This window comes from Rhodococcus sp. IEGM 1307 (assembly GCF_030056915.1).
Taxonomy (GTDB): Bacteria; Actinomycetota; Actinomycetes; order Mycobacteriales; family Mycobacteriaceae; genus Rhodococcus_F; species Rhodococcus_F opacus_D.
Window position 1 is genome coordinate 45,858 of the sequence record NZ_JASHKW010000010.1, and the last position, 26,300, is coordinate 72,157.

General features: G+C 67.1%; 22 protein-coding genes and 1 tRNA gene. 15 read left to right on the forward strand and 8 right to left on the reverse strand.

The genetic code is table 11. The annotated features are described in order from the left end of the window. Positions 1-166: 166 nt before the first annotated feature. From QM841_RS20755 to QM841_RS20765, 3 genes are all read left to right on the forward strand, one after another. The gene (locus tag QM841_RS20755) at positions 167-1,066 is read left to right on the forward strand and encodes an alpha/beta hydrolase (RefSeq protein WP_164065032.1); all 900 of its coding nucleotides are present in this window, start codon (positions 167-169) and stop codon (positions 1,064-1,066) included. A 146-nt stretch (positions 1,067-1,212) separates the two neighbouring features. After that, positions 1,213-1,653 carry a tautomerase family protein gene (locus tag QM841_RS20760; protein ID WP_120661785.1) on the forward strand — a complete coding sequence of 147 codons (441 nt, stop codon included), beginning with the start codon at positions 1,213-1,215 and terminating at the stop codon, positions 1,651-1,653. Between the two features lie 103 nt (positions 1,654-1,756). Then, complete coding sequence (locus QM841_RS20765; RefSeq protein ID WP_283333394.1) at positions 1,757-2,530, forward strand: SDR family oxidoreductase; 774 nt, start codon at positions 1,757-1,759, stop codon at positions 2,528-2,530. A gap of 707 nt (positions 2,531-3,237) precedes the next feature. On the opposite strand, the gene QM841_RS20770 is transcribed toward QM841_RS20765, so the two are convergent. Further along, positions 3,238-3,606 (reverse strand): hypothetical protein, encoded by a 369-nt coding sequence (locus tag QM841_RS20770; protein WP_283333395.1) that lies wholly within the window; start codon positions 3,604-3,606, stop codon positions 3,238-3,240. A 393-nt stretch (positions 3,607-3,999) separates the two neighbouring features. Between QM841_RS20770 and QM841_RS20775 the strand changes: the two genes are divergently transcribed. Genes QM841_RS20775 through QM841_RS20785 form a run of 3 tightly spaced genes read left to right on the forward strand, consistent with a single transcriptional unit; the run spans position 4,000 to position 7,561 of the window. Then, complete coding sequence (locus tag QM841_RS20775; RefSeq protein ID WP_283333396.1) at positions 4,000-4,944, forward strand: hypothetical protein; 945 nt, start codon at positions 4,000-4,002, stop codon at positions 4,942-4,944. Beyond that, a complete protein-coding gene (locus QM841_RS20780; RefSeq protein ID WP_283333397.1) occupies positions 4,944-5,873 on the forward strand; it encodes a hypothetical protein in 930 nt (309 codons plus the stop codon). Before QM841_RS20775 ends, QM841_RS20780 begins: the two co-directional genes overlap by 1 nt. Positions 5,874-5,917: 44 nt before the next feature. Continuing rightward, entirely contained in the window at positions 5,918-7,561 is a 1,644-nt protein-coding gene (locus tag QM841_RS20785; protein WP_283333398.1) for a hypothetical protein, read from the forward strand. 239 nt (positions 7,562-7,800) lie between these two features. Here the strand turns inward: QM841_RS20785 and QM841_RS20790 are convergent. Next, positions 7,801-7,874: transfer RNA gene (locus QM841_RS20790), tRNA-Gly, on the reverse strand. Positions 7,875-7,970: 96 nt separating this feature from the next. Beyond that, positions 7,971-8,795, reverse strand: coding sequence for an oxygenase MpaB family protein (locus QM841_RS20795; protein ID WP_283333399.1), 825 nt, complete (start codon positions 8,793-8,795; stop codon positions 7,971-7,973). Positions 8,796-8,881: 86 nt separating this feature from the next. Here QM841_RS20795 and QM841_RS20800 point away from each other — a divergent pair, with 86 nt between their 5' ends. The 9 genes from QM841_RS20800 to QM841_RS20840 all read left to right on the forward strand — a co-directional run bounded on the left by QM841_RS20800 (position 8,882) and on the right by QM841_RS20840 (position 20,114). Continuing rightward, on the forward strand, positions 8,882-9,550 hold the full coding sequence (locus tag QM841_RS20800; protein ID WP_283333400.1) for a TetR/AcrR family transcriptional regulator: 669 nt from the start codon (positions 8,882-8,884) through the stop codon (positions 9,548-9,550). Positions 9,551-9,559: 9 nt separating this feature from the next. After that, on the forward strand, positions 9,560-10,129 hold the full coding sequence (dcd, locus tag QM841_RS20805) for a dCTP deaminase (protein ID WP_005238072.1): 570 nt from the start codon (positions 9,560-9,562) through the stop codon (positions 10,127-10,129). Between the two features lie 123 nt (positions 10,130-10,252). After that, the gene (locus tag QM841_RS20810; RefSeq protein ID WP_283333401.1) at positions 10,253-11,653 is read left to right on the forward strand and encodes a lipase/acyltransferase domain-containing protein; all 1,401 of its coding nucleotides are present in this window, start codon (positions 10,253-10,255) and stop codon (positions 11,651-11,653) included. A 12-nt stretch (positions 11,654-11,665) separates the two neighbouring features. Further along, a complete protein-coding gene (locus QM841_RS20815; protein ID WP_283333402.1) occupies positions 11,666-14,623 on the forward strand; it encodes a CHAT domain-containing protein in 2,958 nt (985 codons plus the stop codon). 83 nt (positions 14,624-14,706) lie between these two features. Continuing rightward, positions 14,707-16,647, forward strand: coding sequence for a DNA/RNA non-specific endonuclease (locus QM841_RS20820; RefSeq protein ID WP_283333403.1), 1,941 nt, complete (start codon positions 14,707-14,709; stop codon positions 16,645-16,647). Positions 16,648-16,669: 22 nt separating this feature from the next. Beyond that, positions 16,670-17,944, forward strand: a complete 1,275-nt coding sequence (locus QM841_RS20825) for a zinc metalloprotease (protein WP_283333404.1) — start codon at positions 16,670-16,672, stop codon at positions 17,942-17,944. Positions 17,945-18,063: 119 nt separating this feature from the next. Next, on the forward strand, positions 18,064-18,519 hold the full coding sequence (locus QM841_RS20830) for a DUF6069 family protein (RefSeq protein ID WP_283333405.1): 456 nt from the start codon (positions 18,064-18,066) through the stop codon (positions 18,517-18,519). Next, a complete protein-coding gene (locus tag QM841_RS20835; protein ID WP_283333406.1) occupies positions 18,513-19,496 on the forward strand; it encodes a TIGR00341 family protein in 984 nt (327 codons plus the stop codon). The genes QM841_RS20830 and QM841_RS20835 overlap by 7 nt, the downstream gene beginning before the upstream one ends. Positions 19,497-19,745: 249 nt before the next feature. Next, positions 19,746-20,114 (forward strand): hypothetical protein, encoded by a 369-nt coding sequence (locus QM841_RS20840; RefSeq protein WP_283333407.1) that lies wholly within the window; start codon positions 19,746-19,748, stop codon positions 20,112-20,114. Positions 20,115-20,118: 4 nt separating this feature from the next. On the opposite strand, the gene QM841_RS20845 is transcribed toward QM841_RS20840, so the two are convergent. Genes QM841_RS20845 through QM841_RS20865 form a run of 5 tightly spaced genes read right to left on the reverse strand, consistent with a single transcriptional unit; the run spans position 20,119 to position 26,243 of the window. After that, positions 20,119-20,724, reverse strand: coding sequence for a hypothetical protein (locus tag QM841_RS20845; protein WP_283333517.1), 606 nt, complete (start codon positions 20,722-20,724; stop codon positions 20,119-20,121). A 49-nt stretch (positions 20,725-20,773) separates the two neighbouring features. After that, a complete protein-coding gene (locus QM841_RS20850; protein ID WP_283333408.1) occupies positions 20,774-22,459 on the reverse strand; it encodes an ABC transporter family substrate-binding protein in 1,686 nt (561 codons plus the stop codon). A gap of 30 nt (positions 22,460-22,489) precedes the next feature. Continuing rightward, entirely contained in the window at positions 22,490-24,346 is a 1,857-nt protein-coding gene (locus tag QM841_RS20855) for a dipeptide ABC transporter ATP-binding protein (RefSeq protein ID WP_283333409.1), read from the reverse strand. Beyond that, positions 24,343-25,269 (reverse strand): ABC transporter permease, encoded by a 927-nt coding sequence (locus QM841_RS20860; protein WP_283333410.1) that lies wholly within the window; start codon positions 25,267-25,269, stop codon positions 24,343-24,345. Before QM841_RS20860 ends, QM841_RS20855 begins: the two co-directional genes overlap by 4 nt. Next, entirely contained in the window at positions 25,266-26,243 is a 978-nt protein-coding gene (locus QM841_RS20865; protein WP_011597545.1) for an ABC transporter permease, read from the reverse strand. Before QM841_RS20865 ends, QM841_RS20860 begins: the two co-directional genes overlap by 4 nt. Positions 26,244-26,300: the final 57 nt, after the last annotated feature.

Below are 26,300 nucleotides of genomic sequence, written 5' to 3' on the forward strand. Positions count from 1 at the left end.
ACGGCCGGCCCAGTCCCGAAGCGGATATCGATGGATTTCGCGGCCGGGGTAGCGGCAAACCGAACGTGGCGGACGTGTCCTCGGAGTGGGCGCAAGCATCCCTTCAATGGTGTGTTCCACGTCACTACCTTCTTCAACAAGCGTACAAATTTCGGAAGGATCGCTCATGCCACGTGAGGATATTGAATTCTCAGCGGACAATGTCACTTTGCGCGGATGGTTCTATCCCGCAGAAGGGGCCGATTCCAAGGGCCCACTGGTGGTGATGGTCCATGGACTGTCCGCCGTCAAGGAAATGTATCTCGACGACTACGCCGAGTCCTTTTCCCAAGCGGGACTGAACGTTCTGGTGTACGACCACCGAAACTTCGGCGCGAGCGACGGCGCTCCGCGTCAGCACATCGATTCGATCACCCAGGCCCGCGACCTTCGCCACGCCATCACGTATGCGACTGGCCGCGAGGACGTCGACCCCGGCCGTGTCGGCATCTGGGGATCCAGCCATGGCGGCGGCCTCGTGCTGAGCGTGGCCGCCGTCGATCGTCGGGTGCGGGCCGTTGTCGCTCAGGTCCCGTTCATCAGTGGGTCCGGCCAGATGACGCGGCTCGTTCGTCCCGACTTCCTGCCAACGGTGCGCGCCCAGTTGGACGGCGAACGACGCAACATCTACGACGGCGGGGAGCCCACGCTCATGCCGGCCGTGGACGCCGATCCGTTGGCTCCCGCGCTGATGTCCAGCGTCGAATCCTGGGAGTTCTTCACCAAAACCGCGCAGGACAGGGCTCCGTCCTGGCGCAACGAGGTGACCCTCGGTTCGCTCGAGCGGATCGTCGAGTTCGAGCCCGGCGATGGAATCCACCGGATCTCACCGACCCCACTACTGATGATCGTGGCTGACCAAGACATCAGTGCGTACGCAGAACTTGCCTTCGAGGCCTACGAACGGGCCCTGCAGCCCAAGCAGTTGCTCGTGCTGCCTTGTGGCCACTTCGACGTGTATACCGGTGCCGCGTTCGAGGCGTCGTCTAAGGCTGCGTGCGAGCACTTTGTGCGCGCCCTGGCGTAGGACCCGTCCGCGACTACGGGTCCATCAAGACCTTCGTGCGGGCAACATCAGACCTCAGTTTGATGAGCCCATTCGGACCGTCCGACAGAAGCAATCGCTATCGCGGCACAAGTCCCGCCGCACCAATCCAATGAGGAGGAACCGCCATGCCGTACTGGGAGATCTTCACCCCCGAGAATGCCTTCACCCCCGAGGACAAGGAGCAGCTGTCCGAGGCGATCACGTCAATCTACGTGGACTACGTCAACCTGCCACGGTTCTACGTGGTCGTCCTGTTCAAGGACATGCCGAAGGAGACGATGTATGTCGGGGGAAAGGCGAACAACAACTTCGTCCGGATCCGACTCGATCACATCGCCCGGCAGATGGAGACCGCAGAGGTTCGCGCACTGATGATGACAGTGGCCGAGGAGAAGCTCGCGCCCTTCATCAAGGAGCGCGGCTACGACTGGGAGATCCACATCGATGAGACCCCCATGGACCTCTGGCGCACGCAGGGTCTCGTGCCGCCGCCGCCGGAGTCGGACATGGAGAAGCTCTGGGCCAAGGAGAACCGACCCGTCCCGTACGACGTCGCTGCCTCGTGACTGAGGATCCCGGGGCGGCGCTGTGCCCCGGGCCTTGTCGGTCCTCTCATCCCGCGGAACTCGAACTGGCTCAGTACATCGTCTAATGGAAAGGAAGGTGGCCATGCCTGCATCACTCGAAGGTAAGGTCGTGATCGTCACTGGATCGGGCGGCGGAATCGGCGCTGTGATCGCCGCCCGGTTCGCGAAGGAAGGCGCTCGGGTTGTCGTCTCCGATCGAGACCGCGGAGCCGCCGAGGCAGTTGTTTCCCGCATCCCCGGCGCGAGCGCAATCCCGGCTGATGTGACCCGCGAGCAGGACGTTTCTGCGCTGATAGAACGGACTGTCGAAGAGCATGGGGCTTTGCATCACGTGGTCGCCAACGCTGGGATCATCAGCGCATCGCATCCGATCGCGGAGACGCCGCTCGATGTTTGGCGATCCACCATGTCAGTGAACCTTGACGGTGTCTTCCTGACCATCAAGCACAGCGCGGCGGCTATCGCGAATTCCGGTGGTGGATCGATCCTCACCCTCTCGTCCATTTCGGGGACCGGGGGCACACCTCTCGCGGCGGCTTACGGGGCGTCGAAAGCTGCAGTTCGTAACCTCACCGCAACAGCTGCAGGTGAACTCAGAGCACAGAACGTCCGAGTCAACGCCCTGGTGCCCGGCTACGTTGATACTCCGCTCGTTGACTCTGAAGTCCCAGTTTGGGAGTCCACCATGGGCCTCGCCCCTGGCGGTTTCGCTCAGGTAATCGACCAGAAGCAGGGGCGGTTGATATCCCCAGAGAATATCGCAGATGCGGCTCTTTTCCTCACTTCGGACCAAGCTTCGATGATCACCGGGAGTGCCTTGACCGTCGACGGCGGTTTCACGAGCCAATTGTTCTGAAAAGTTCATAGGATGGGTTGTGTCACGGGAGTCCAACGTGAGGTCACCATAATTCAATGCCCGGCGAAATACAGCGGACTGCCCGGGAAACCGTTCCCCGGGAACCGCGGCTCGACGGCAGTCCGCAGGCGGCGAGACCCTCGACCGCTGGCCCCTTCGGCCGAGGGCCGTCACCCGTCGCGCGTGGACCGAGGACGAATGATCGAACCCACCTCCTCGGGCCCCGCGCGGCCCGGCGCGAGATCATGCTCACCCCCTTCGATGAACTCCTTGACAGTGCGTTGCGGTGGGGGTGTTTGGAGTGCGAATTACTTCGACATGTCGCGGCGTTGAATTCCCTGCTCTGCCCGGCAATGTTGGGTGGTGGTGGAATCGATCTGCCGAACCTCCTTCACCCCCTCCATGAACTGAGGAAACGACAAGGGCACTGGGGAATGAGGAATCTGATGCAGAAACGCGAGTTTACATAATATCCGTTATCAGAACTTTGGGAACGTTTGGATAGCAACATATTTCGCCAAATGTTCGACGCGGGCCACTGAGTGCCTGCCTGAAGTCGCAGCAGTCGAGATCACAGTTTCGCACTGGTGGGTCGGCGCCGGGGTGCGCACACGTGGTGTGCGCGACTAGCTCACGACCCCGCCGTCGGGTATGCCGTCTGGTCTCGGTGGGTCGGGTGCGTTCTTGTTTTTGGTGACTTGTATTGCTCAGGAGCTGTGCGTGGCGAATTCGGTTGCGGCAGCGAGCATGGTGTCGCGCACGGTGTGGAGGTTCGCTTCGCGGAGTAGCTGTGCGGGTGGTTGGCTGTCGAGTGCGGAGTTTCGTCCTTGGAACCAGGTTTGGATGACGGCGGGGGTGTCGCGCGCGCCGATTCGTCGTGCGGCGTCGAGGGCGACCTGGAGTCGGTCGAGGATGGCGTGGTCGGGCAGTGGGGTGGTGCCGTCCACCCATCCGTGGACGGTGGCGGTGTCGGGCGCTTCGGCCAGGTATGCAACGAGTTTCGCGCCCAGGAGTGACCGCAATTCGGTGATGAGGGTGCGCGCTGCCGTGTCGGGTCCGGTGCCTGTGTCGACCATTTCGCCTCTCCTCGGTCAGCCCCCGTGTGCTGTTCACGCTACTCGGGTTCCGGGTGGGGATGTTACTTCGAGGTGCGCATGTCGCCGCTGGTCAGGGCTTTTCTGGGTGCCGCCGCTGGGTTAGCGTGAAGGTATCGGATCTGCCTCACACGCTGGATAGGGGAGCAAAAACTTCATATCTGCGTGCTCCGACTGGAGGTGATCCGCTCAACTACCTTTGAACGCACCGAAAGACACCGAATGACGCTCGGTGTCTTTCGAATTCGTCAGCTGTGGTGCAGCTGACCCCATGTGATTCATGAGGAGTAGACACTCATGACGATACTCCCTTGCGCTTTGATCGGCGACGGGCTTATTGGAAGTCACCTGTTGGATGGGGAACGGTGATCACTGATGACGGCCTACAAGCGGCGAACTGATGACGCCGATGGCATCGCGGCGCGTATCCGGTGTTTTGAACCACGATCGGTCGATCCCGCCGCGTGGTCGGTGGTGGCGCCGTGGGTGCGCGAGACCGTCGAATTGTCCGGGCCCAGGTTGCACAGTCAGGCGGCGAACGCGTTGAAGGCGCTGTCGCGGTTCGCGGTGTGGGCAATCGATGTGGGGTACGACCTCGACCGGGAGACGGTGCTGACCCCGGAGGTGCTCGAACGGTATCGGGTGACCGGGATGCGGGAGCTGGCGCCGACCTCGCGGTTGACGGAGATCTCGCGGCTGCGCAGGGTGGCGCGGGCGGTGACGCGCCGGGCGCCGTGGCCGGCACCCGGCGAACAAGGAGCCCGGCAGGGCTTGTCCGCGCCGTACACGCACGAGCAGGTCGAGGCGTATTGGGCGGCCGCGATGGCGCAGAACGGGCCGTTCCGGGTGCAGGCGATGACCGCGGTCCTGGCGTTGACGGTGGGCGCAGGGGCCCGCTCGGGCGAGTTGTTCGCGGTCACCCGGGCCGATGTGGTCGAGGTCGGCGGCGTGGTCGCGGTGGCACTCGGATCGGTGTCGGCACGCCGGGTGGTTTCGGTGCGGGCCGGGTGGGTGGAGAGGCTGAAGGGGGTCCTCGCGGGGGCGGGGACCGGGCCGCTGGTGGCCTCGCATCGTGCCGGCCGGGATCAGGCGGCGGCGTTGCTCGCCTCGTTCGAGTACCCGGCCGGGTTGCCGCGGTTGACGGTCGCGCGGTTGCGGTCGACCTGGCTGACCGGTGTGTTGTCCGATTGTGGGGTGGCGGAGATCTTCGCGGCCGCCGGGATCGTGAGCGGGAAGGCGTTTTCGGATCTTGTTCCGTATCTTCCTGTCCCGGAGGTCGGTTCGCCCGGGTGGCGGCGGTTGGCGGGAGGGCAGCAGTGATGGCGCCGCGGACATCGGAGCAGATCATCGAGCTGTACACCCCGCGGATGCCGGCGCAGCAGTGGGAGGCGATCGCACCGTTCGTGCGTGACGTCGTTCGGCGCGGGTTCATACCGAGCCAGATCGCGAAGGTCACCGCGACCCGGATCTCGGAGGTGGCGTCGATCGTGGCGTTGGCGCGAGAACAGGGACTGCCGCTCGACGTCGAGCAGGTCTTCCATCCCGCGACGGTGAACCGGTACGCGATGACGGCACCAGGATTGGCGGCCGCCTCACGGTCCACACGACGTGCCACGCTGACGACGTTGTCGCGGCGGATCACCAGGCGGGCGCCCTGGGAACCGCAGCGGGAAGCGTTGCGGTATCCGCGGACGGTCGCGCCGTATACGGCGGCTCAAGTGGCGCAGTTGCTGTGGTGGGCGCCGCGGCAAGCGAGTGCGGTCCGCAGGCGGGGGCTCGCTGCTGCGGTGGCTCTCGGTGTCGGGGCCGGGTTGCGCGGCACCGAGATGCTCAACGTCGGCGTCCCGGATGTGCAGGTCCGCGGCGAGCACGTCATCATCGAGGTTCGTGGCGCGAAGCGGCGGGACGTACCGGTGCGCCCGGCGTACCGCGAGGCGGTGCTGGCGTCCGCGGAGCGAGCGAGCCGTGGGCACTTGTTCCGGGATCCGGTGCCGCGGGTCGAGTTCGTGAGCGATCTGCTCGCGCAGTGCGAGGCCCCGCGTGGAGTGAAGCCGGTGACGTCGTCCCGGCTGCGGTTGACGTGGGAGGTCGCGATGGTGCAGGCCGTTCCGCTACCGATCTTCATGAGGCTGTCCGGGCTGACCGCGACCTGCAAGCTGAACAACCTTCTCGCTCTCGACACCCAGGGCACGCGTGCGCGGTGGAGCATCGCCGAGTTGGACGCGATCGCCGAGGCGGTGCCCTGGTGAGCGCGAAGGGCAGGGTTCGTCGTCTGCATGAGGTGTCCACCGCCGTGCATCGGACCGAACCATGGCAGTTCAAGCGGGTGGTCGCGGTGATCGAGCACTGTGCGGCGCGGGAGTTCGTGCGGGAGGTGTTCGATCACCACCGCGGCGCGCACCGGGTCTTCACCGCTGATGCGTTCCTCGCCGCGTACCTGCTGACACCGATGCTGGGGTTGCCGATGCACCAGACGAAGGTCGCCGAGGTCGTGCGGGGATGGTCGAACTCGCAACGCCGCCAGGTGGGACTGCCCGCACACATCGAGATCAGCTACAAGAGCGTCAACGACGCGCTGCGGCGGTTGATGAAGGCATGCCGGTCGCCGCGCCATCCGGAGTGGGACGAGCGCGCCGTCGCCCAAGCCCTGCTCGATGCCACGTTGTGGTGTCACCTGCCGACCGGGACCGTGGCTCTGGATTCGACCGACCTCTCGACGTGGGGGCGGGTGCGGCACCGCAAACCGCTCGTCGACGCCGACCCCGACTCGCCTCCGCCGCCGGATCATCCGCTCGCGCCGCCGGATCCGGCCCATCCGCATGCCCGCCGGCGCGATCACCACCTCCCGGACGCCCCGGTCGGGGCGGATGGCCGGTACATCTACACGGTCGACATGGACGCGCGGATGGGCTGGCGCAGCAGTGAGTTCGAGGAAACGATCTTCTTCTGCGGTTATGACCTGCATGTGATCACCGATGTGCCATCCGTGCCCGGCCGTGGCCCGGTGGTGCACGTGGCCCGGGCGATGAACCTCTCACCGGCCGGGTCGCACAAGGGCATCGGTGGCCTGCCCGCCGTTCACGCGCTCGGTGACACGATCGGCAAGCCGCGACAGCTCATCGCCGACCGCGCCTACAACTACGTCACCAACGACACGTTCGCGTTGCCGGTCTGGCAACTCGGCTACACCACCATCTACGACCTGCACCCGAAACAACGCGGCACACACCCCGGACCCGACGGTAGCGACACCCTCTGGATCGACGGCGTCCTCTACCCGACGAGTCTTCCTGCGGGGCTGCACGACATCGAGCCGATCGACACCAAGATGGACGTCGGCGTGCGCGGGCGACTCGACCGCCGGCACCAGGCCCGCCAGGCCTACGCCTTCGTCCCACACGGTGCCCGCCAACCTGACGGGGCGCGCCGCTACCGCGGGCCGGCCGTTCCTCCGGCCCGGGTGCGTTGCCCGAACAATCCCGTGTCGATGCGCGCACCGCACAGCGTCCCGGCCACCTCCTGCACATTGGGAACACCGTGCGGGTGCGGGCGCACCATCACCCTGTCCGACGCCGATTACCCGGACCTGCGGATGCCGTTCCAGCACGGCACCCTGGCCTGGGAGGCGTCCTATCACCGCAGGGTCGGGATCGAGAGCCTGTTCGCCGACCTGAAGAAGAACCGGCTTGGTGTGCACCGCGGCTACTTCCGGGGCTTCGGGATCCGCCGTTACACCCTGCTCGCCGGCTTCACCCTCGCCGCCCTGAACATCCTCAATCTGCACGACTGGGCGACCCGGCGCGAGGTTCTCGATTCCTGGGGGCGGTTCCTCGGCGAACCGGAACCCGAACGCCGACTCCGACGACGGCGGCGTCGCAGCACCCACTCCGCCACGCGACACGCAACATCTCTGGCTGCCACGGGACCGGGCAGATAGCTACCCCGCCCCGGCAACGGAATCCACGGATCCCGGTAGTCGACCTCGACCACCCACCGAAAATGACCCATTATCGGGCACGGGTTCGCCAGATTTGCTGCTCTCACAGCTCGAACGTCTTGCACACCGACCGAAGAAGCGGGCGGCGCAGCGTCGAATGCGCAGAAATAAGGGTCCGAATCGGATCCCGGGTCTAATAGGTGAACCCAACACGGCCTATTGGGTGCACACCCCGTGGGTGGAGCCGATGACGGGAATCGAACCCGCGTATTCAGCTTGGGAAGCTGATGTTCTGCCATTGAACTACATCGGCGCGCACGATATTGGGCGCCCGTAGGCAGGCCCAACACCCTGCGGCGGAAACATTATCAGATGGTGATCCGGACTACCCGGGCACACTCGCGGTGTGTCATACGAGGGGTTTGCCCGCCTTCATTCGGCGTCGCAGATCGAACATGAGCAGGTTGTAGGGGAACTCCCGGATGGGGACGGGGATGCGCCTGCTGACGGTGCCGATGGTGCGCAGGGTCCGGTCGAAGCGCTGCTGATCCTTGTCGGTCCATGTCAGGTGCATTTCGTCGCGGAACTGCTGGGGCAGGAAGCCGTTGGTGAAGAACATGTTGAGCCGGCCGAACAGGCGGGAGACGATGGCGGGCAGGAATTCGAGTTGTGCGATGGAGAGGACGTGTTCGCGGATGGTGTCGTCGATCGACACCTTGTCGAGGGCTTTGTTCCAGTACTCATCGAATGCGACGCGGTCTTCGGGCCACATGTCCGGGGGTACCTGGAGGGTGGTGCCGAACGTGGCACCTTCTTTGTAGAAGAACTCGGCGGCGGCGGGGGAGAGGTCGCCGTGCAGGGCGCGGTTGACGTCCTCGAATCCGCGGTAGATGCAGGCGGCCACCCACAGCTGCAGTTCGGGGTCGAACGCGTTGTATTGCACGGGACTGTCGGGGGTGGAGCGCACCTTGGCGTGGGCGCGGTTGACGCCCTTGCGGAAGGCCGCCTTCTCCTCGTCGGTGCCGCGGGCCGCCACCACGAGGTAGGTCAGCGTGGTGCGGGTCCGCTTGATCGGATGCCTGAACAGCTGGCCGCTCTCGACCTTGCTCTCGTATACGCCGTACCCGACCCCGGGATGGGCGAGCTGCATGATGATGTTCGCGGCGCCTGCCAGTAGTCCGGCACCGTCCATGACCTGATCGAGACGGTCCGGTACTTCGAGTGACGTCGACATTTGTGTTCCCTCTCCCCACCGCGGATTCGCTATCTGAACACGACCGTACTCACATATATGTCCGCCGTCCAGAGTCCGGTGGAAAGATGGTCCGCATGGCTACCGCACCGGTGAACGCGAACGTCGGACACTCGACGAGCGACGGTGGGCGCGTCTATGGCGGCCAGGAGCGTGACCAGCGGAAATCGGAACGGCGCGGTCAGCTCATCGAGGCGGGACTCGACCTGCTGGGCAGCGCGGACGGCGACCACGCCCTGACCGTGCGCGGAGTCTGCAAGCAGGCCGGACTCGCCACCCGCTATTTCTACGAGAGCTTCACCGACCGCGACGCGCTCACCGTCGCCGTCTACGACCACGTGGTCGACCGGATCGCCACCAGCACCCTGGACGCCGTGTCGAACGCCGGGCCGGGTGAACGCGACATCGTGCGAGCCGGCGTCCGCAACATCGTGCGGGAGGTCGCCGAGGATCCGCGTCAGGGCCGTCTCATGTTCTCGGTAGCGCAGTCGAGCGCGGTGCTGGCGCAGCGCCGCCTCGACAGTTCGCGGCTGTTCGCGGGCCTGGTCACGAAGCAGACGGTGGGGTATTACGAGGTGGCCGAGAGCCCGCGCCTCGACCTGGCCGCGCACTTCATGGTCGGCGGTCTGGCGCAGACCCTGACGGCGTGGTTGAACGGCACCGTGACCCTCCCCGAGGAGGAGCTCGTGGACACCTGCACCGAACTGCTGCTCTCGATGGCCATCCACACCCGTTAACCTCTACCTGTGCTCCTCTCCGATCGCGATCTCCGTGCCGAAATTTCCGCTGGACGTCTGGGCATCGACCCGTTCGACGATTCGATGGTCCAGCCCTCGAGCGTGGATGTGCGCCTCGACAGCCTGTTCCGGGTGTTCAACAACACCCGCTATACGCACATCGACCCAGCTCAGCGGCAGGACGAGCTGACGACGCTGGTCGAGCCGGCCGAGGGGGAGCCGTTCGTCCTGCATCCGGGTGAGTTCGTTCTCGGCTCCACTCTGGAGGTGTGTTCGCTGCCCGACGACCTGGCGGGACGCCTCGAGGGCAAGTCCTCGCTCGGCCGCCTCGGACTGTTGACGCACTCCACGGCCGGGTTCATCGACCCCGGCTTCAACGGGCACATCACCCTGGAGCTCTCCAACGTCGCGAACCTGCCCATCACCCTGTGGCCGGGCATGAAGATCGGCCAGCTGTGCCTGCTGCGGCTGTCGAGCGCAGCGGAACACCCGTACGGCAGCTCCGCCGTCGGCTCCAAGTACCAGGGCCAGCGCGGCCCGACGCCGTCGAAGGCCTACCTCAACTTCGCGCAGAGCTGAGCCCCGCGGCCCGACGAAAAAATTGCAAACCGAGTGGTCCGCTACTCGTGTGTATTGCGGCGGGTGAGAGAAGACTGGGATTCGAAGCCGCCCTCTCCTGGGCGTTCGATCCCGGAGGCCGCCATGAAAGACGTAGTCGTGTTGTTGCCCGGCATCGGCGGGTCGGTCCTCGCCCGTGACGGCAAGGACGTATGGGCACCGACACCGGGCGTGGCGCTGGCGGGCGTGCTGTCGCTGGGCGGGAACATCAAACGCCTGAAGCTCGACGGCGACGATCCGGACGTCGACGACCTCGGAGACGGCGTCGTGGCCACCCGCCTGGTCCCGGACTTCCACTTCGTTCCCGGGCTGGACTGGAAGATCGACGGGTACACGAAATTCCGCGACGACGTCGTCCGCCGATTCGGGGTGGTTCCCGGTGACAACTATTTCGAGTTCCCCTACGACTGGCGGCGCGACAACCGGGTGGCGGCCCGCGCCCTGGCCCGACGGACCCATGACTGGCTGACGCGGTGGCGCGAGAAGTCGGGGAACGCGGACGCGAAGCTCGTGCTGGTGTGCCACTCCATGGGCGGAATCGTCGCTCGATTGTTCCTCGAATTCCTGGACGGGTGGCGTGATACCCGCACCCTCGTCACCTTCGGCACCCCGTACTCGGGTTCGGTCAATGCACTCGACTTCCTCGTCAACGGGTTCCGCAAGGGCTGGGGCCCGTTCACCGTCGACCTCAGTGCGCTGATCCGGTCGTTCACGTCCGCCTACCAGTTGCTGCCGTCGTATCGGTGCATGGCGGGCGACGACGGGTCGTGGCTCGCGCTCGACGACGAGAAGCTCGACTGGTCGGAGACGGGTCTCGACGCCGGCCGGATGGGTGCGGCGGTGCGCCTGCACCGAGGTCTGCGCGACGCCGTCGACGCGCGGCTGGATTCGGGACACGAGGGCTACGACATCCGGCCGGTGATCGGCGACTTCCAGCCCACCAAGTGGGCCGCCCGGCTCGCCGGGACGAAGGTCGAGACGATGACCGTGCGCGGACCCGACGAGAGCGGCGGCGACGGCACCGTGCCGAAGTTGTCGTCCACCCCGCACGAACTCATGACGGGATGGAAGAACGCGGCCTTCTTCAGCCAGCGGCACGGCTCCCTCCAGAACGACGACCCGGTGCTCGACCATGTGGGCGGAATCCTGAACACCGCGACACTCGCGCCTCCGAACGTGTTTCCGGCGGTGAACGAATCGGTCGCGCTGGAAGTCGACGACGTCACGACCGCCGAGCCGCTGGTGATCCGGGCGCGCACCGGCGCCGGGGGCGCTCGGCTTCTCGCGACGGTCGAGCCGATGGCCGGCGGTCCGAGCCGGGAACACCCGCTGGTGTCGACCGCAGACGGCTGGCAGCAGACCAGCCTCGACGGGCTGACCGCCCAGGACTACCGGATCACCGTGCGCGCACCCGGGGTGCACCCGGTCACCGACGTCGCGAGTGTGGTCGACCTCGACGAGATCGCCCGGTCCGTGGACGTCTAGGAGCGCGGACGCATGGGACCGACACCCGGTTTCGAGGCACTGGAGATCAGCGTTCTCCGGGCCGGCGACCACGTCTGGCTCTCGGCGCAGTCGCGGATGGGTTCGGTCTTCGCGGTGCGGCGACCGATCCCGGAATGGAAACTGCCGAACGACGTCACCGGGAAGACGATCGACACACCGTCCGACTGGTTGACCGACACCGTCCGGCACGCGCGCACCGACGCCGCAACCCATGCGCTCGACGTCGGGAAGGTGTTGACGGATCTGGTGTTCGGGGTTCCGGACATCGTCACGCTGCTGCAGCAGAGCCGGGGGTTGGCCCGGACCACGGGAACTCAGCTTCTCCTGCGCGTCCTCGCCGCGCCGCAGGAAGTGTGCGCCTGGCCGTGGGAGTTGCTGCTGGATCCGCAACGACCCGACCAGTTCCTCGCCATGGCGCGCGACGTCCACGTGGTGCGGTCGGGACGGTCGCGCACCTATCCGTTGCGTCAGACGCCGATCGAGCCGCCGCTCAACCTCCTGCTGGTGATGTCGAGCCCCTTGCGGGAGGGCCCCGAGGATTCCGAGGCCCCGTTCGACCTGTATGCCGAGAAACGTAGCCTTCTGTCGGAATTGCGGCCCCTGGTGGACCGGGGTCTGCTCCGTGTGGTGGTCGAGGACCGTCCGTCGGTCGAACGGCTCCGCAGTCGAATGGGCATGCAGAGACGCGGGTTTCACCTCTTCCACTACCTCGGCCACGCCAATCCGGACGGGCTCAAGCTGGAGCAGGGTAACGGCCGCGGGAGGCTGCTGCCCAGTCAGGAATTCGCATTGCTGCTGCAGCAACTCCCGGACCTCCGGCTGGCCGTGTTCGCGGGCTGTGAGACGGCACGCGCGCCGGCCGGTGCCGCCGACGACGACCCATGGCCCGGTCCGCTGTCGTCCGCCGACATCTGCGTGCGTGATGCATGCCCGATGGTGATCGGGATGCAGGCGGTGCTGCCCTTCCGGACGGAGCGACTGCTGACGCGCTTCTTCTACCAGGCACTGACCGCCGGCCAGCCTGTCGCCGAGGCGTTGCGGCTGGCGCGGCTCGCGATCAACGGCGACGAGAACAGCGGTGACCCGCTGCTCGACTGGGCGGTGCCATGCCTGTTCGTCGGGGGTAGCGAGCCCGGCGCGATCATCGACCCGGAGGCGCGGGCGCGGCCGGAGCCACCGTCCCGGCGGGTCGGGTTGCGGCTCGGTATCCATCAGGGCGAACTTCGCTTCATCTCCCGCCTCGCGGAGCTGCGCGAGGGGGTGGACGTGCTGTCCGGGCAGACGCCGGCGCGGTTGCTGCACGTCGTCGGAATGCCGTCGACGGGAAAGACCTCGCTTCTGGACCGGGTGCTCGACGAGCTCGACCCGCAGATCGCACATCTGTACATCAGCGCGAACCGGCTGCTCGCGGAACCTGACCCGGTCCGCGAACTGGCCCGCCTCGTCGACGAGCTGATGCGCGACGTCGGGGTGCGCACCGCCCGGCCGGGCAGATTCAGCGCCGGCGACTGGTGGGAGCGACTACTCGGCGACCTCACCGAAGTCCCGGTCGCGATCGTCATCGACGATGGTGACCTGCTGCTCGGCGACGCACCCGGCGCCCCGGGCCTCCTCGACGCGCTGGTCCTGCTGACGCAGCGGCGCAGCAAGGCGCGGCTCGCGGTGGCGGCCACCGCGGACCTCGTGGAACTGACGCGATCGCTCCGCCCCTCGGAGGTGCGCACGATCCGCCTCGACGCCCTGTCGTGGCCCGAAGTGTGGCAATGGATCCGGCGCAATCTGCCGACCCTGACCCGTTATCCGGAGAAGGACCTGTCCCGGCTCTACACCGACGTGCGGCACCTGGAACTGTGGGAGCAGTTGGCCGATCTCGCCGCCCGGAACGGCACGTTCGACCCGCGGGACCTGCCGGTCCTCGTCCGGCAACTCGGCGTCGGCGCCCCGAAAGCGGAGCCCCAGGTATCGAACGGGTCCGACTTCTTCGGCGCCGAAACCGCTGTGCCCGAAGCGGAGGCGGCGGCAGCGTCGCCGGTGCGGCGCGCGTTGCGGTTGGCGGTCGCGGGTCCGTTCACGGTGGGCCGACGCGAGGAGATCGCCGTCTCTGTCACGCAGTGCGCCATCAAGCACGGGGTTCCGGGGCGGGTAGTAGCCGGAGAGACGGGGGAGGGCGAATCGGCACTGGCCGAACTCCTTCCCGGGGAGCTGGCCTTCGGCGACGGTATCCCGTCCGAGCGCGACGTCTGCCGGTGGATGGAGGAGGCTGCGCTGGCCGACGCGGACATCCTGGTCTTGGACTACGGCAACGCGGTGCCGACGGATGCGCAGAATGCGGTGATTGCGCACCTGGTGAGCGACGGCAGGCTGGTGGTCGCCTCGGGCGACCACTCGGACGAACCGGCATATCCGGCCTGGAGTGCGGACGCGTTCGCCGTCGGAGCCGTCGAGGACGACGGCACACTCACCCACGAAACCCCGTACTTCCCCGACGCGGGAAAACCCGACATCTACGCGCCGCGGACGATCACCGGGACAGTGTGCGAGCAGCTTGTCGATCGACCGGAGATGGACGGCACGACGTTCGCCGCGCTGTACGTGGCGGTTACCGCGATGCTGGTGTGGGCGACCGACCGCGATCTGACGGCGCAGGAGGTCCGGGCGCTGCTGGTCGAGACGGCGACACCGATCTCGGCGGCGCGGGGCGACACCGCGAAGCAACTCGACGTCGAGGCGGCGCTGGATTCCGCGCGGCGGAAGGTCATCGTCGGCGCGCTCGGGTCGGACGCACTCGAACTCGGGCAACTCCTCGCGGAAACCCCCATCCGGCCGGAACTGGCGGTACCCCTCCTCGACGACCTCGTGGCCGACGGCGACCGCATCCGACGGGTCGTCCGGAACGGCATCGAACAGTACGAACGCGCCGACACCGTGGTCGGACCGAGAAACGAGTAGCCCACTACGCATGACCGACGTGCCCGCGACGAGCAGGCTCGCAATCACAGGACGAGCCGCCCGACCTACGTGAGGACCGAGTCATGACCATCGTCGACAACATCGGAGACGGACAGTCGCAGCGCGCGATTCCCGGGGCAACGTTCGAGGCGGAATGGCAGCGCCAACGCGATGCGGCGGAACTGCGTGCCCGCGAACGGGCACCGCAGCGGGGCGAGCACGTGGACGCACTCAACGGCCCCGGAGGCGTCGCCGCCGCGGATACTCCCGAACGGATCGCGAAGCGCGTGGACCGGCTCGGTCGCTACTACGGCAATGGGGACTGGGAGTCCGACGCCCTCCCGGATCGGTTACTCGAGAAAATAATCAACACAGCCGATTTCGTCGGCGTCCGATACCTCGATGCCGGCGCAGCCGCCGCCCGGTCGATCGGGCGCGTCAACATCCGCGACGCGCGGGGAACCCTGCAGGGCTACGGCACGGGCTTCCTCGTCTCACCCACGCTGCTGCTGACCAACCATCACGTGCTGCCGAACGCGGACACGGCCCGCAGCAGCGTGATCGAGTTCGACTACCAGGACGGCATCGACGGGAAACCGCGCCCCGTGCAGATGTTCCCGCTGGACCCGGGGCGGTTCTACCTCGCCGACCGGGACCGCGACTTCGCGCTCGTCGCGGTCGGCGCCGAACCCGGAACGCTCGCCCAATTCGGTTTCAACCCGCTGATCCAAGCGGAGGGCAAGGCCGTCATCGGCGAATTCGTGACCATCGTGCAGCACCCCCGCGGCGAGAAGAAGCAGATCGCCTTGCGGGAGAACCGTATCGTCGACGTTCCCGAGCGGTTTCTGCACTACTCGGCAGACACGGAACCCGGATCCTCGGGTTCCCCGGTCTTCAACGATCAGTGGGAGGTGGTCGCGTTGCATCACGCGAGCGTGCGGGCGCCGCAGCACACCGAGTTCGGTGGTGTCCTCAACGAGGGGGTGCGCATCAGCCGCATCCTCGAGTACGTGCGCGCGCAGAACCTGGCCCCGCAGTCGCGTGACCTCGTCGACGACGTGGTCCGCGCCGAGCGGGCGGCACCGACGAAATCCCCGGCCGTCGAACGCGAACGGGAAGTGACCGTCCGGGTTCCCCTCGAGATCACGGTGCGTCTCGGCTCCGTCGACCCCCCGGCCTCCGCCCGGCGACCCGCTGAGCCCGAGGCGATCTCGATCGACCCGGACTACAGCACGCGCGGCGGGTACGACGCGACCTTCCTGCGTGTGCCGCTACCCCTTCCGCGGCCCGGGACACCGTCGGTCGCGTCCCCGGAGTTGAGGTACCACCACTTCAGCGTCGTGATGCATCGCGAGCGGGCGCTGGCGCTGTTCACTGCCGTGAACATCGACGGAACGCAGTCGCAGAGCCCGCGGCGCGACAGCGACAGATGGATTCTCGACCCGCGACTTCCGGCCGATCAGCAGACGGGGGAGGACGTGTATCGCGACAATCCGCTCGACCGCGGTCACCTGGTGCGCCGACTCGACCCGGCGTGGGGACATCTCGCGAAGGCGGCGAACGACGACACGTTCCACCTCACGAATTGCACTCCGCAACATCACAGTTTCAACGCGGGCCAGACCCTGTGGCTGGGCCTCGAGGATTACGTCCTGAAGAACGCGGACAACGCCGATCTCGCCGTCAGTGTCGTCACCGGACCCGTTCTCGCGCCCGACGACCCCGAATACCACGGGGTGGCGCTGCCGCGTCAGTTCTGGAAGACGGTGGCCATGGTGAAGCAGGACGGTGGTCTCTCGGTCACCGGATACCTGCTCAGCCAGGCCGCCCTGCTCGACGAATTCGCCGAGGGGGAGGAGGCGTTCTCCTACGGCGCGTACCGCACGTTCCAGGTGCCCGTGCGGCGGATCGCCCAGTTGACCGGTCTGGTTCTCGATCCCTACATCGCGGCCGATCCGCTCGAGCGGATCGAGGCGAGCGCCCTGCCCCGCGAACTGATCCGTCCCCAGGACCTGATTCTCTGAAACCGAAAGGGAGCCCGACGCCATGAGCACCAACGAATCAGAGGTCGATCTGCCCACGCAGCGCACCTGCGGGGCGATGGACGTGCACCGCCGGTTGTTGACCGAGTCGGAGTCGTATCGCATCGCCCGATCGGAGATCGAGAACCAGACCATCGACCTGGAATCGCTGCAGTCGATCGCCGCCCGCGGCGTCGCACGGATTCCGGTCGTCGTTCACGTCGTCTGGAAGGCTGCGGCGCAGAACATCTCCGACGCGCAGATCGAGAGCCAGATCGCGGTGCTCAACAAGGATTTCCGGGCCACCAACGACGACGTGGACACCGTTCCGTCCGTGTTCGAGTATCTGGTCGGCGACGCGGGAATCGAGTTCTATCTCGCCGACACGGATCCGGACGGGCGGGCGACGAACGGAATGACCCGAACTGCAACCGAAGTCGACGCGTTCGACCAGAATGACGGCGTCAAGTCCGCGGAGACCGGCGGTGCCGATCCGTGGCCGACACAGAGATACCTGAACATCTGGGTCTGTGCGCTCGGCGGTGGTCTGCTCGGCTACGCGCAGTTCCCCGGCGGTCCGGTCTCGACCGACGGAGTCGTGATCACCTACACCGCGTTCGGGACGACGGGCACCGCACGGGCCCCGTTCAACCTCGGGCGCACCGCGACCCACGAGATCGGGCACTACTTCAATCTCTTCCACATCTGGGGCGACGACGGCACCGGGTGCCGGGGCTCCGACGAGGTCGGCGACACCCCCAATCAGGGCGGGCAGAACGTCGGGATGCCGCGATTCCCGCACATCAGTTGCGGGAACGGCCCCCACGGCGACCTGTTCATGGATTACATGGACTACACGGACGACGCCGGGATGGTCATGTTCACCAAGGGGCAGGGCACGCGGATGGGAGCGTGCCTGGACGGCGTCCGGAAGCAGTTGTGGACGGGGCGGCCCGGGGGAACGGAGTCCGCCGCGTCCGCGCTGGTCGCCCGAAGCGCAGCGGGGCGCTGGCGGCATTCCTTCGAGGAGGACCACGACGGCCTCCGCGTGTACCGGCCCGCCGAATTCGACTTCCCGCGCGCGAGGGGGCGCGGCGGTATCGAATTTCGGCCGGACGGCTCGTTCGTCGATTGGGCGATCGGCCGGGGAGACGCCAACGAGGCACGAGAGGGGACGTGGGTGCCCGCCGACGACGGACGGCTGGAGGTGACCACGGCGGCGGGCGACTCGCGCACCGTCCGGGTGGTGCGGCTCGAGGAGGACCGTCTCGAATTGGACGTGGGTGACGCCTCCGGATAACCCCGCGACCAGACCTGCTCTGCCCGTTCCTTTCACCCGCGGAGGATGACAACTCGAGAATCCGAACGGCCTACCGTGGCTGGAAACCCTCTCCGCCCGGCATTCGGAAGGAGCCTTCGATGAACCAGATCCGGCCCGGTAGACCGGCCGCTCCCACCGTCGACGCGAAACGGCTGTGGGCCGGAGGTGCCGCCACTGCGCTCGTTGCAGCCCTGGCCGCGGTCGTCGGGTTGTTGATCGTCCGCGGGCTGCTCGACATCCCGGTGATCACCCCGGCGACCACCGTGGGAATCTCCCAGGCGAGCATCCTCGCCGTCGGCGCCGCCGTCGCCGCCTTGACCGCCACCGCGCTCCTGCACGTGCTCATGGTCTCGACGCCGCGCGCGGCGACCTTCTTCGGCTGGATCTGCGTACTCGCGACCCTCGTCGCAGCGCTGTGGCCGTTCACTGTCGAGGCGACCGCCGCGTCGCGGATCGGCAGCGCGGCGATCTACTTCACCGTCGGTATCGCGATCGTCTCGCTGCTCTCCGGCGTCGCGGGATCGGCGCGGACCTCGCGGCCGGAAACGTGGTGACCGGGCGCCTGGGAGTCATTCCCGACAGGCACCGTCGCACACTGGCCGAGCTCGGCGAACGCCTCGATCTCTCGGTCGGCGACCGGGACGCCAAACGTTCCGCGTTCTGGGTGATGTTGACGCTGTCGGCCGTGATCGCGGTGGCGGGTGTCGTGGGTGATTCCACCGCCACCGTGATCGGTGCGATGATCGTCGCACCGTTGTCGACGCCCATTCTCGGGGTGGGGTTGGGCATCACCACCGGCAACGGCCGCCTGATCGGGCACAGCCTGTTCTACGTCCTCGCCGGCATCGCCCTCGTCGTCGTGCTGGGCATGGCATTCGCGCAGGTATTACCGAATCCGTCGAGTGTGCTGACCAATTCGCAAGTAACCGGCCGTACGTCACCGACCCTGATGGACCTGGCCGCCGCGCTGGCCACCGGACTGGTCGGTGCCGTCGCCGTCGCGAGGAAGGACGTCGGTGACGTTCTTCCCGGTGTCGCCATCGCCATCTCCCTGGTCCCTCCCCTCGCGGTGGTGGGGGTGTGCCTGGGATCGGGGGCTCCCTCCCTGGCTGTGGGAGCGTTCGTGCTGTTCGCGTCCAACGTCGTGGCGATGGTCATCACCGCGACGGCCGTGCTCGTCGCCGCGGGATACGCCCGGGAAGTCGGGAGCGCCACCGGCGCGCACCGGCGGCGCGCGTATACCGTCCTGGCGCTGGTCCTGGTCGCGGTCGCGATCCCCATGGTGGTCAACTCGCTGTCCTCGCTGTGGGCGCAGCAGATCTCCACCGCAGCGGAGAACTGGCTCGCCGGCACTCCCGGCGCCGAAGTCACCGACGTCACCTGGCAGGGCGGCACCGCGACCGTCGCGGTGCTCGGTCCCGAGACGCTCCCGCCGGTCGACGAGCTCGAGAAATCCGTCGATGCGCTGGTCCCGTGGAACCCCGAGGTGCAGGTGGTGCACACCGTCGGGGCTCGACTCGTGGCGGAGTGACCGGTTGTCCGCCGACCTCGCCTGCGTCGAACCGGTACGGGTCGAAGTCAGTATTTCTTGGCAGCAGCATGTTTCGTTGCTCCCCACTGCCGTGCGCTACACGACGGCATTCGGCCCACGAGTGGGTCGTTCACTCTAGCGGTGGGACCTACCTGCGGAGATATAATTCTCTGACCTGGTATTCACACTCAGTGACGCGGTTCCGCCGTACTCGGGGAGACGGATTAGCGCGCCCCGAAAGGAATTCCGATGTCTACTCGACAAGTGGTGGGCCGGTTGGGTGCAGTGATCGCCGTGGCAGGCGCACTGTCGTTCGCAGTGCCCTCGGCCGTCTCCGCGGCGCCCTTTGTTCCCGGCTCGATGTCGACGTGCGCCCCCGGCGCGTGGCTGACGTTCAACGCGGAGCGGGTCGCGCCCGACCGGATCCGGTACACCACCGCCGCGCCGCTCGCGCAGTGGAACGGCGCCGTCGTGCAGTTCACGAACCTCACCACCGGATTCCGGGGTGTCGCGTTCGTCAACGACCCGGTACCCGCCGCCGTGGGATTCGGTCCCGTGCTGAGCGAGATCGCCGGACTGCTGCCGTGCTTCGTCAGCGCGGGCGTCACCATGTCCTGACCCCTCAGCTGGGGTCGGAGCCGCGGACGGCCGCCAACCACACCGCGACGGCCGCCGCCACACACGTCGCGCCGGCGAACGCCGGGACCCCGCCGCCCGCGACGTAGACCCACAATGCCCCGACGAACGGTGCCGCCACCGCGAACTGGGCGTCGAGGACGAGCCGGCGGACCGGCCGAGCGGCCACCCGCGCGCGCACCGGACCGTCCGGACCCGGACGAGACGGGTTGTCGATCAACCGCCCGGCCGGCTCCGAGAGATGCGCTCGACCGGAGGGAAGCAGTCGACGGCCTTCCCAGACGACGACACGGCGACGCCCCACGCCGTGCACCGTCGCCGCTGTCGGGGTCGGCAGGGTGACCAGGACGGGATCGAAGAACACCGGAATCCACAACGAACCCCGTTCCTCACGAACCTCGATCCAGGACCTGCTGGTCAGCCGATGCTGCTGGCGGACCCGGTACACCGTGGCAGGGCGACCCGGCTCCGACCCCGAACGGGTAGCAGCGAACCACGTGTAGCCGGTGACACCGAGCACCGTCGCCGCGACCACGAACAGTGCGCTGAGCTGATCGGCGTCGGCGACCACGGCGAACGCGCCGCACACCACCAGCGCACACGCGCCGACGGCAACGGGATAGCGGACGGCCACGAACCCGCTAATTCAGGAAGCCGATCGTGGTGTAGTCGTAGGACGCAAGGCCGGCGGCACCGAAGTTCGCCAGGTTGTCGCGCACCGCGACATTGCCCGGCGCCTGCACCAGCGGCAGCGAGAACCCCTCCTCGAACACCGCGGTATCCACCTCGTTGGCCAGTTCGATCGCCTTCTGCGGGTCGAGTTCCGAGATCGTCCGCTCGATCAGCGCATTCAGTTCGGGCGAACCGATCCGGCCGTAATTGCCCTGCAGGTCGTCGGGGTTGTACGCGTAGATCTGGGGCAGGCCGCTGAGCGGGAACGGGTCACCCACCCAGGAGAATTGGGCGATGTCGAAGTCGCCGGGCTGGATGACATCGGTGAAGAATCCGGTGCCGCCGCGGGTGTCGATGTTCAGTTTGACGCCGATCTGCGCGAGGTTCTGCTGAAGGATCTGCGCGATCTGGACCCAGGTGGTCGACTGGTACATCACGTCGCGGATCTCGAGCCTGCGCCCGTCCTTCTCCCGGAACTCGCCGTTGAGTGTCCAGCCGAGTTCGTCGAGCCGCCTCGCGGCCTCCTCGGGGTCGTAGGAGACGGCTGCGCTGTTGTCCTGGTAGCCCTCCTGACCGTTGAGGTAGACGTGGTTGTTCAGCGGCTGGGGATCGTCGACCAGACCGTTCTGGATCGCGGTCGCGATGCCCTGCCGGTCGATGCCCTTGGACAGCGCCACCCGCAATTCCGGATCGGCGAGGATCGATCCCTCCGCGCCGTTGAACGTGATGTGCGAGAACTGGTTTCCCGGCGCCCGGCGGATCGCGATTCCTGCCGAACCCTGTGCGGTCTTCACCTCGTCGATGGTGCCCAGTCCGGACGCGTCGATCTCGTTGTTCTGCAGAGCGGGAATGCGCGCGGCGTCGTCGAGAACGCTGTAGGTGATGGTGTCGAGTTTCGGAGTGTTGCCCCACCACGCGGGGTTGCGGCCCAGTGTGATTCGGTTCTGCGCCCTGTCGATCGACGCGATCCGGAACGGTCCCGACGTCAGCGTGACCCCGTCGCGCAGACTCTCGTTGAACGCCTCGGGGGTCGCGGTCACCGACTTCGGGTAGAGCATCGAATTGCCCGCGAACTGGCCCTTCCATTCGGCGTACGGCTCGGCGAACGTGATCACCGCCTGACGGTCGTCGACGCCGCGCTCGACCCTGTCCACCCGCTCGAACCCGGACGTGTTCGCGATCAGGAAGTCCTTGTTCTCACCGCTGAGCGCCGCGGCCTGGGACTGGATGTCCGCCCACGTGATCGGGGTGCCGTCGGACCACACCGCCATCGGGTCGATCGTGTACGTGACCTGCTGCGGATCGGTGCCGGTGAGCGCGACGTCGGTGAAGTAGTCGTGGTTCACCGACAGCGCTCCCGAGGCGTCGGTGCTGAACGCGCGGGGCATCATCGGCTTCAGCATGGCGCCGATCTCGGTGTCGTTGCCGTCGTTGGACAGCGTGTTGAAGTTCGGGGGGAAACCCGACAACGCCAACCTCAGGTTTCCGCCGTCGCGCAGCTCGCTGGGGTCGTGCGGGTTGATGTCGTTGGTGGTGCCGATCGACCCGGATCCGGCCTCGACATCACCGGTGTCCGAACCCCCGCAGCCACCGAGAAACAGGCCGACGGCCAGGACCGATACCACGAGGCGGGTGCGCGCCGAACGAATCCTCATGGGGGTGCCCTTCCTCGAAGTTCGCTGAGGCTAGTGTGCCAAAAACGTCGGATCCGGAACGGGAATTGCCTCGAGGAGCGCCCGGGTGTACTCGTGCTGCGGATCCTCGAAAATCGTCTGCGCGTCCCCCGACTCGACGATCCTGCCCCGGTACATCACCGCGACGTCGTGCGCGATATTGCGGACCACCGACAGGTCGTGGGAGACGAACAGGTACGACATGCCCCGCTGCTCCTGAAGATCGCGCAGGAGGTTGAGCACCCCGGCCTGGATCGAGACGTCGAGCGACGACACCGGCTCGTCCAGGATCAGCAGTTCCGGGTCGAGGGCGAGCGCCCGGGCGATGCTGATCCGCTGCTTCTGGCCGCCCGAGAAATCGGCCGGATAGCGATCGGCGTGCTCGCGGCGCAACCCGACGAGCTCGAGCAACTCCGGTACCCGGCGGCCGACCTCCTCACGCCTGCGACCGTCCAGCCGGAGTGGCTCGGCGAGAACGTCGAACACCGGCAGTCGGGGGTCCAGTGACGCCGTCGGATCCTGGAAGACGACCGCCATCTTGCGCCGGATCGCACGCTTCTCGGGTGGGCTCAGCGCCGCGACGTCGGCGCCCAGCACCGCGATCGAACCGGCTTCCGGCGCGGCCAGGTCGAGAATCTGCGTCAACGTGGTCGATTTGCCCGAGCCGGATTCACCCACCAGCGCCAGCGTGCGGCCCGCGCGGATGTCGAAGCTGATGCCGTCGACCGCCCGGATCTCGCCCCGCTTGCGGCGGAACACCAGACCGCTGGTGATCGGATACGTCTTCACGAGATCGGTCACCTGCAGCACCACCCGCTGTTCGGGTGGCGTCTCCGCGGTGGGGGCGGGTGCCGGCTGGTCCCGCCGATACGCCGTGAACAGGTCCCGGGTGCCCGCCTCGTCGACGCGGATGCACGCAGCCCGATGACCGGGTCCGGTCGAGACGAGTTCCGGCTCGGCGAGCAGGCAGGCGTCGACCGCGAGCGGGCAGCGCGGCGCGAACGTGCAGCCCGGTGGCAGCGAATGGAGCGCGGGCGGGGCACCGGCGATCGAGACCAGGCGGCTCCGGATCGGCGCATCCATCCGGGGTACCGACACGAGTAGCCCTGCGGTGTAGGGCATCCGGGGTTCGGCGAACAGTTCGCGCACCGGCGCCGACTCCACCACCCGGCCCGCGTACATCACCACCACGCGGTCGGCCAGCGTCGCGGCGATGCCCATGTCGTGGGTGATCATCACGACGCCGGCGCCGGTGAGGTCGCGGGCCTTGCGCAGCAGGTTCAGGATCTGCGCCTGCACGGTCACGTCGAGGGCGGTGGTCGGTTCGTCGCAGATGATCAGCGCGGGGTCGTTGGCGATGGCGATGGCGATCACGACGCGCTGTCGCATGCCGCCGGAGAACTCGTGGGGAAAGGCCTTGGCGCGCACCGCCGGATCGGGTATCCCAACCAGGTCGAGGAGCTCGACAGCACGCTGTGCGGCATCCTTCTTGCTGCTCGCCCTACCGTGGACGAGCAGCGCCTCGGCGATCTGGTCACCGACCCGGTACACCGGCGTCAACGCGGACAGCGGGTCCTGGAACACCATGCTGACCGTCTTCCCGCGCAGCGCCGACAGCTCCTTGTCGCCCATGCCCAGCAGCTCGCGGCCCTGCAACCGGATGGAGCCGGTGACGCGCGCGTGCTCGGGCAGCAGACCCATCACGGCGAGCGACGCCACCGACTTGCCCGAACCCGACTCACCCACGATGGCGAGCACCTCGCCGTCGGAGACGCTGTAGCCGACACCGCGGACCGCCTCGATGCGGCCCTCCTCGCTGGGAAAGCTGACCCGCAGGTCCTCGATCTCGAGCAGCGGCCGCCCGCTCACCGCGTCGCCTTCTTCTTCCGCTTGCGGGACCGGGCCCGCGTCGAGCTGGGGTCGACCGCGTCGCGCAGACCGTCGCCCACCAGGTTCGCCGACAGCACGGTGATCACCAGCAGTCCGCCCGCGAACAGGAACAGCCACGGGTAGGTGAGCGCGGATTCGGTGCCGTCGGCGATCAGCGACCCGAGAGAGATGTCCGGCTTCTGGACACCGAACCCGAGGAAACTGAGCCCGGTCTCGGCGAGGATCGCGGCACCGACGTTCAGGGTCGCGTCGATGATCAGAATCGACGCGATGTTGGGGACGATGTGGCTGGTGATGATCTTGTGGGTGGGGGCGCCCATGTACCGGGCCGCCTGGACGAACTCCCGCTCGCGCAGGCTCAGCGTCATTCCCCGGACCATCCGGGCGGTGATCATCCAGCCGAACACCGCCAGCAGCAGGATCAGCAGGGCGATCGAGCTCGAGGACTTCAGCCGCGGAGTGAACACGGCGATGATGATGAAGCTGGGAACGACGAGCAGCAGGTCGACCAGCCACATGATCACCCGATCCGGCCAGCCGCCGACATACCCCGCCAGCGCACCGACGAGCGCCGCGATGGCGGTGGAGAAGATCGCGACGCAGATCCCGATGATCAGCGACTTCTGCAGCCCGCGCAACGTCTGGGCGAGAACGTCCTGGCCGATCTGGTTGGTGCCGAACGGATGTTCGGCGCTGGGCGGCTGCAGCAGCGCGGTGTAGTCGAGTTGCTGATAGTCGTAGGGGAGCAGGTGCGGTCCGACGAAACTGCCCACGAACAGCAACACCAGGACGCACACCCCGGCGATGGCGGGCTTGTTCCGGAGAAACCGCCGCCACAGCAGGGTCCGGCGACCGACGGCCGACACCGCCGCATCGGTGGACGCGATCTGGATCTCGGTCACCCGACACGCACCCTCGGGTCGAGCGCCGCGTACACCACGTCCGAGAGCAGCCCCGACAACAGCACGATCAGCCCGGTGAACGACGTGATCGCCACGACGATGTTGGTGTCCTGATTGTCGATGCCGATCACGATCCACTCGCCGATGCCGTGCCAGCCGAAGATCGTCTCGGTGAACGTGGCGCCGACGACCAGCGCCCCGAATCCGTAGGCGAACAGCGTCGCCATCGGGATCAGTGCCGTCCGGAGCCCGTGCTTGAGCAGTGCCGCCCGCCGGGTCAGTCCCTTCGCCCTGGCGGTCCGGATGAAGTCACTCCCCAGAACGTCGAGCATCGCGTTGCGCTGGTACCGGCTGTAACCGGCGATGCTGCCCAACGCCAGCGCGATGGTCGGCAGCACGAGATGCTGCACGCGGTCGACGAACTGCGGCCAGAACCCGGTGATCGTGCTGGCCGAGGATTCTCCGGTGTACAGGAAGATCTGGTTGCCGGTGGCCGAGTTGATCTGGAGAGCACCGTATTTCAGCAGGGTCGCGACGAGGAACACCGGCGCACTGAGAATCAGCAGCGACACGACGGTGCTGAAATAGTCACTGAACTTGTACTGCCGGATCGCACCGGCGGCGCCGATCAGAACACCCAGCACCGCTCCGATCACGGAACCGAGGATCAGCAACCGCATGCTCACCAGGATCCGGCGACCCAGCTCGTCCGACACCGGCTGACCCGTGATGGTGGTGCCGAAGTCGCCGTGGACCACGCCGCCCAGCCAGTTCGCGTACCGCACCGGGATCGGATCGTCCAGATGCAGTTCGGCGGCCTTCGCGTCGATCACCGATTGCGGTGGCCGCGGATTGCGCTGCTCCAGGCTGTCGAGCGGACGGAACGTGAGCGAGGCGAGACTGAACGTCAGGAACGACGCCAGCAGCAACAGCACCACGTAGTTGAGCGCTCGTCGTAGCAGGAAGCCGGCCATCCGTCCCCCTCGCAACTAGGGCTCAGGCTTGAAATTATAGGAGCGTGGCGTCGGACG

What these genes read in the sequence shown, in the direction of transcription:
- QM841_RS20755 (WP_164065032.1), top strand. Translation starts at nt 167, where the DNA reads ATGCCACGTGAGGATATTGAATTCTCAGCGGACAATGTCACTTTGCGC.
- QM841_RS20775 (WP_283333396.1), top strand. Translation starts at nt 4,000, where the DNA reads ATGACGGCCTACAAGCGGCGAACTGATGACGCCGATGGCATCGCGGCG.
- QM841_RS20820 (WP_283333403.1), top strand. Translation starts at nt 14,707, where the DNA reads ATGACCATCGTCGACAACATCGGAGACGGACAGTCGCAGCGCGCGATT.
- QM841_RS20825 (WP_283333404.1), top strand. Translation starts at nt 16,670, where the DNA reads ATGAGCACCAACGAATCAGAGGTCGATCTGCCCACGCAGCGCACCTGC.
- QM841_RS20840 (WP_283333407.1), top strand. Translation starts at nt 19,746, where the DNA reads ATGTCTACTCGACAAGTGGTGGGCCGGTTGGGTGCAGTGATCGCCGTG.
- QM841_RS20830 (WP_283333405.1), top strand. Translation starts at nt 18,064, where the DNA reads ATGAACCAGATCCGGCCCGGTAGACCGGCCGCTCCCACCGTCGACGCG.
- QM841_RS20810 (WP_283333401.1), top strand. Translation starts at nt 10,253, where the DNA reads ATGAAAGACGTAGTCGTGTTGTTGCCCGGCATCGGCGGGTCGGTCCTC.
- QM841_RS20765 (WP_283333394.1), top strand. Translation starts at nt 1,757, where the DNA reads ATGCCTGCATCACTCGAAGGTAAGGTCGTGATCGTCACTGGATCGGGC.
- QM841_RS20760 (WP_120661785.1), top strand. Translation starts at nt 1,213, where the DNA reads ATGCCGTACTGGGAGATCTTCACCCCCGAGAATGCCTTCACCCCCGAG.
- QM841_RS20815 (WP_283333402.1), top strand. Translation starts at nt 11,666, where the DNA reads ATGGGACCGACACCCGGTTTCGAGGCACTGGAGATCAGCGTTCTCCGG.
- QM841_RS20865 (WP_011597545.1), bottom strand. Translation starts at nt 26,243, where the DNA reads ATGGCCGGCTTCCTGCTACGACGAGCGCTCAACTACGTGGTGCTGTTG.
- QM841_RS20770 (WP_283333395.1), bottom strand. Translation starts at nt 3,606, where the DNA reads ATGGTCGACACAGGCACCGGACCCGACACGGCAGCGCGCACCCTCATC.
- QM841_RS20795 (WP_283333399.1), bottom strand. Translation starts at nt 8,795, where the DNA reads ATGTCGACGTCACTCGAAGTACCGGACCGTCTCGATCAGGTCATGGAC.
- QM841_RS20780 (WP_283333397.1), top strand. Translation starts at nt 4,944, where the DNA reads ATGGCGCCGCGGACATCGGAGCAGATCATCGAGCTGTACACCCCGCGG.
- QM841_RS20850 (WP_283333408.1), bottom strand. Translation starts at nt 22,459, where the DNA reads ATGAGGATTCGTTCGGCGCGCACCCGCCTCGTGGTATCGGTCCTGGCC.
- QM841_RS20800 (WP_283333400.1), top strand. Translation starts at nt 8,882, where the DNA reads ATGGTCCGCATGGCTACCGCACCGGTGAACGCGAACGTCGGACACTCG.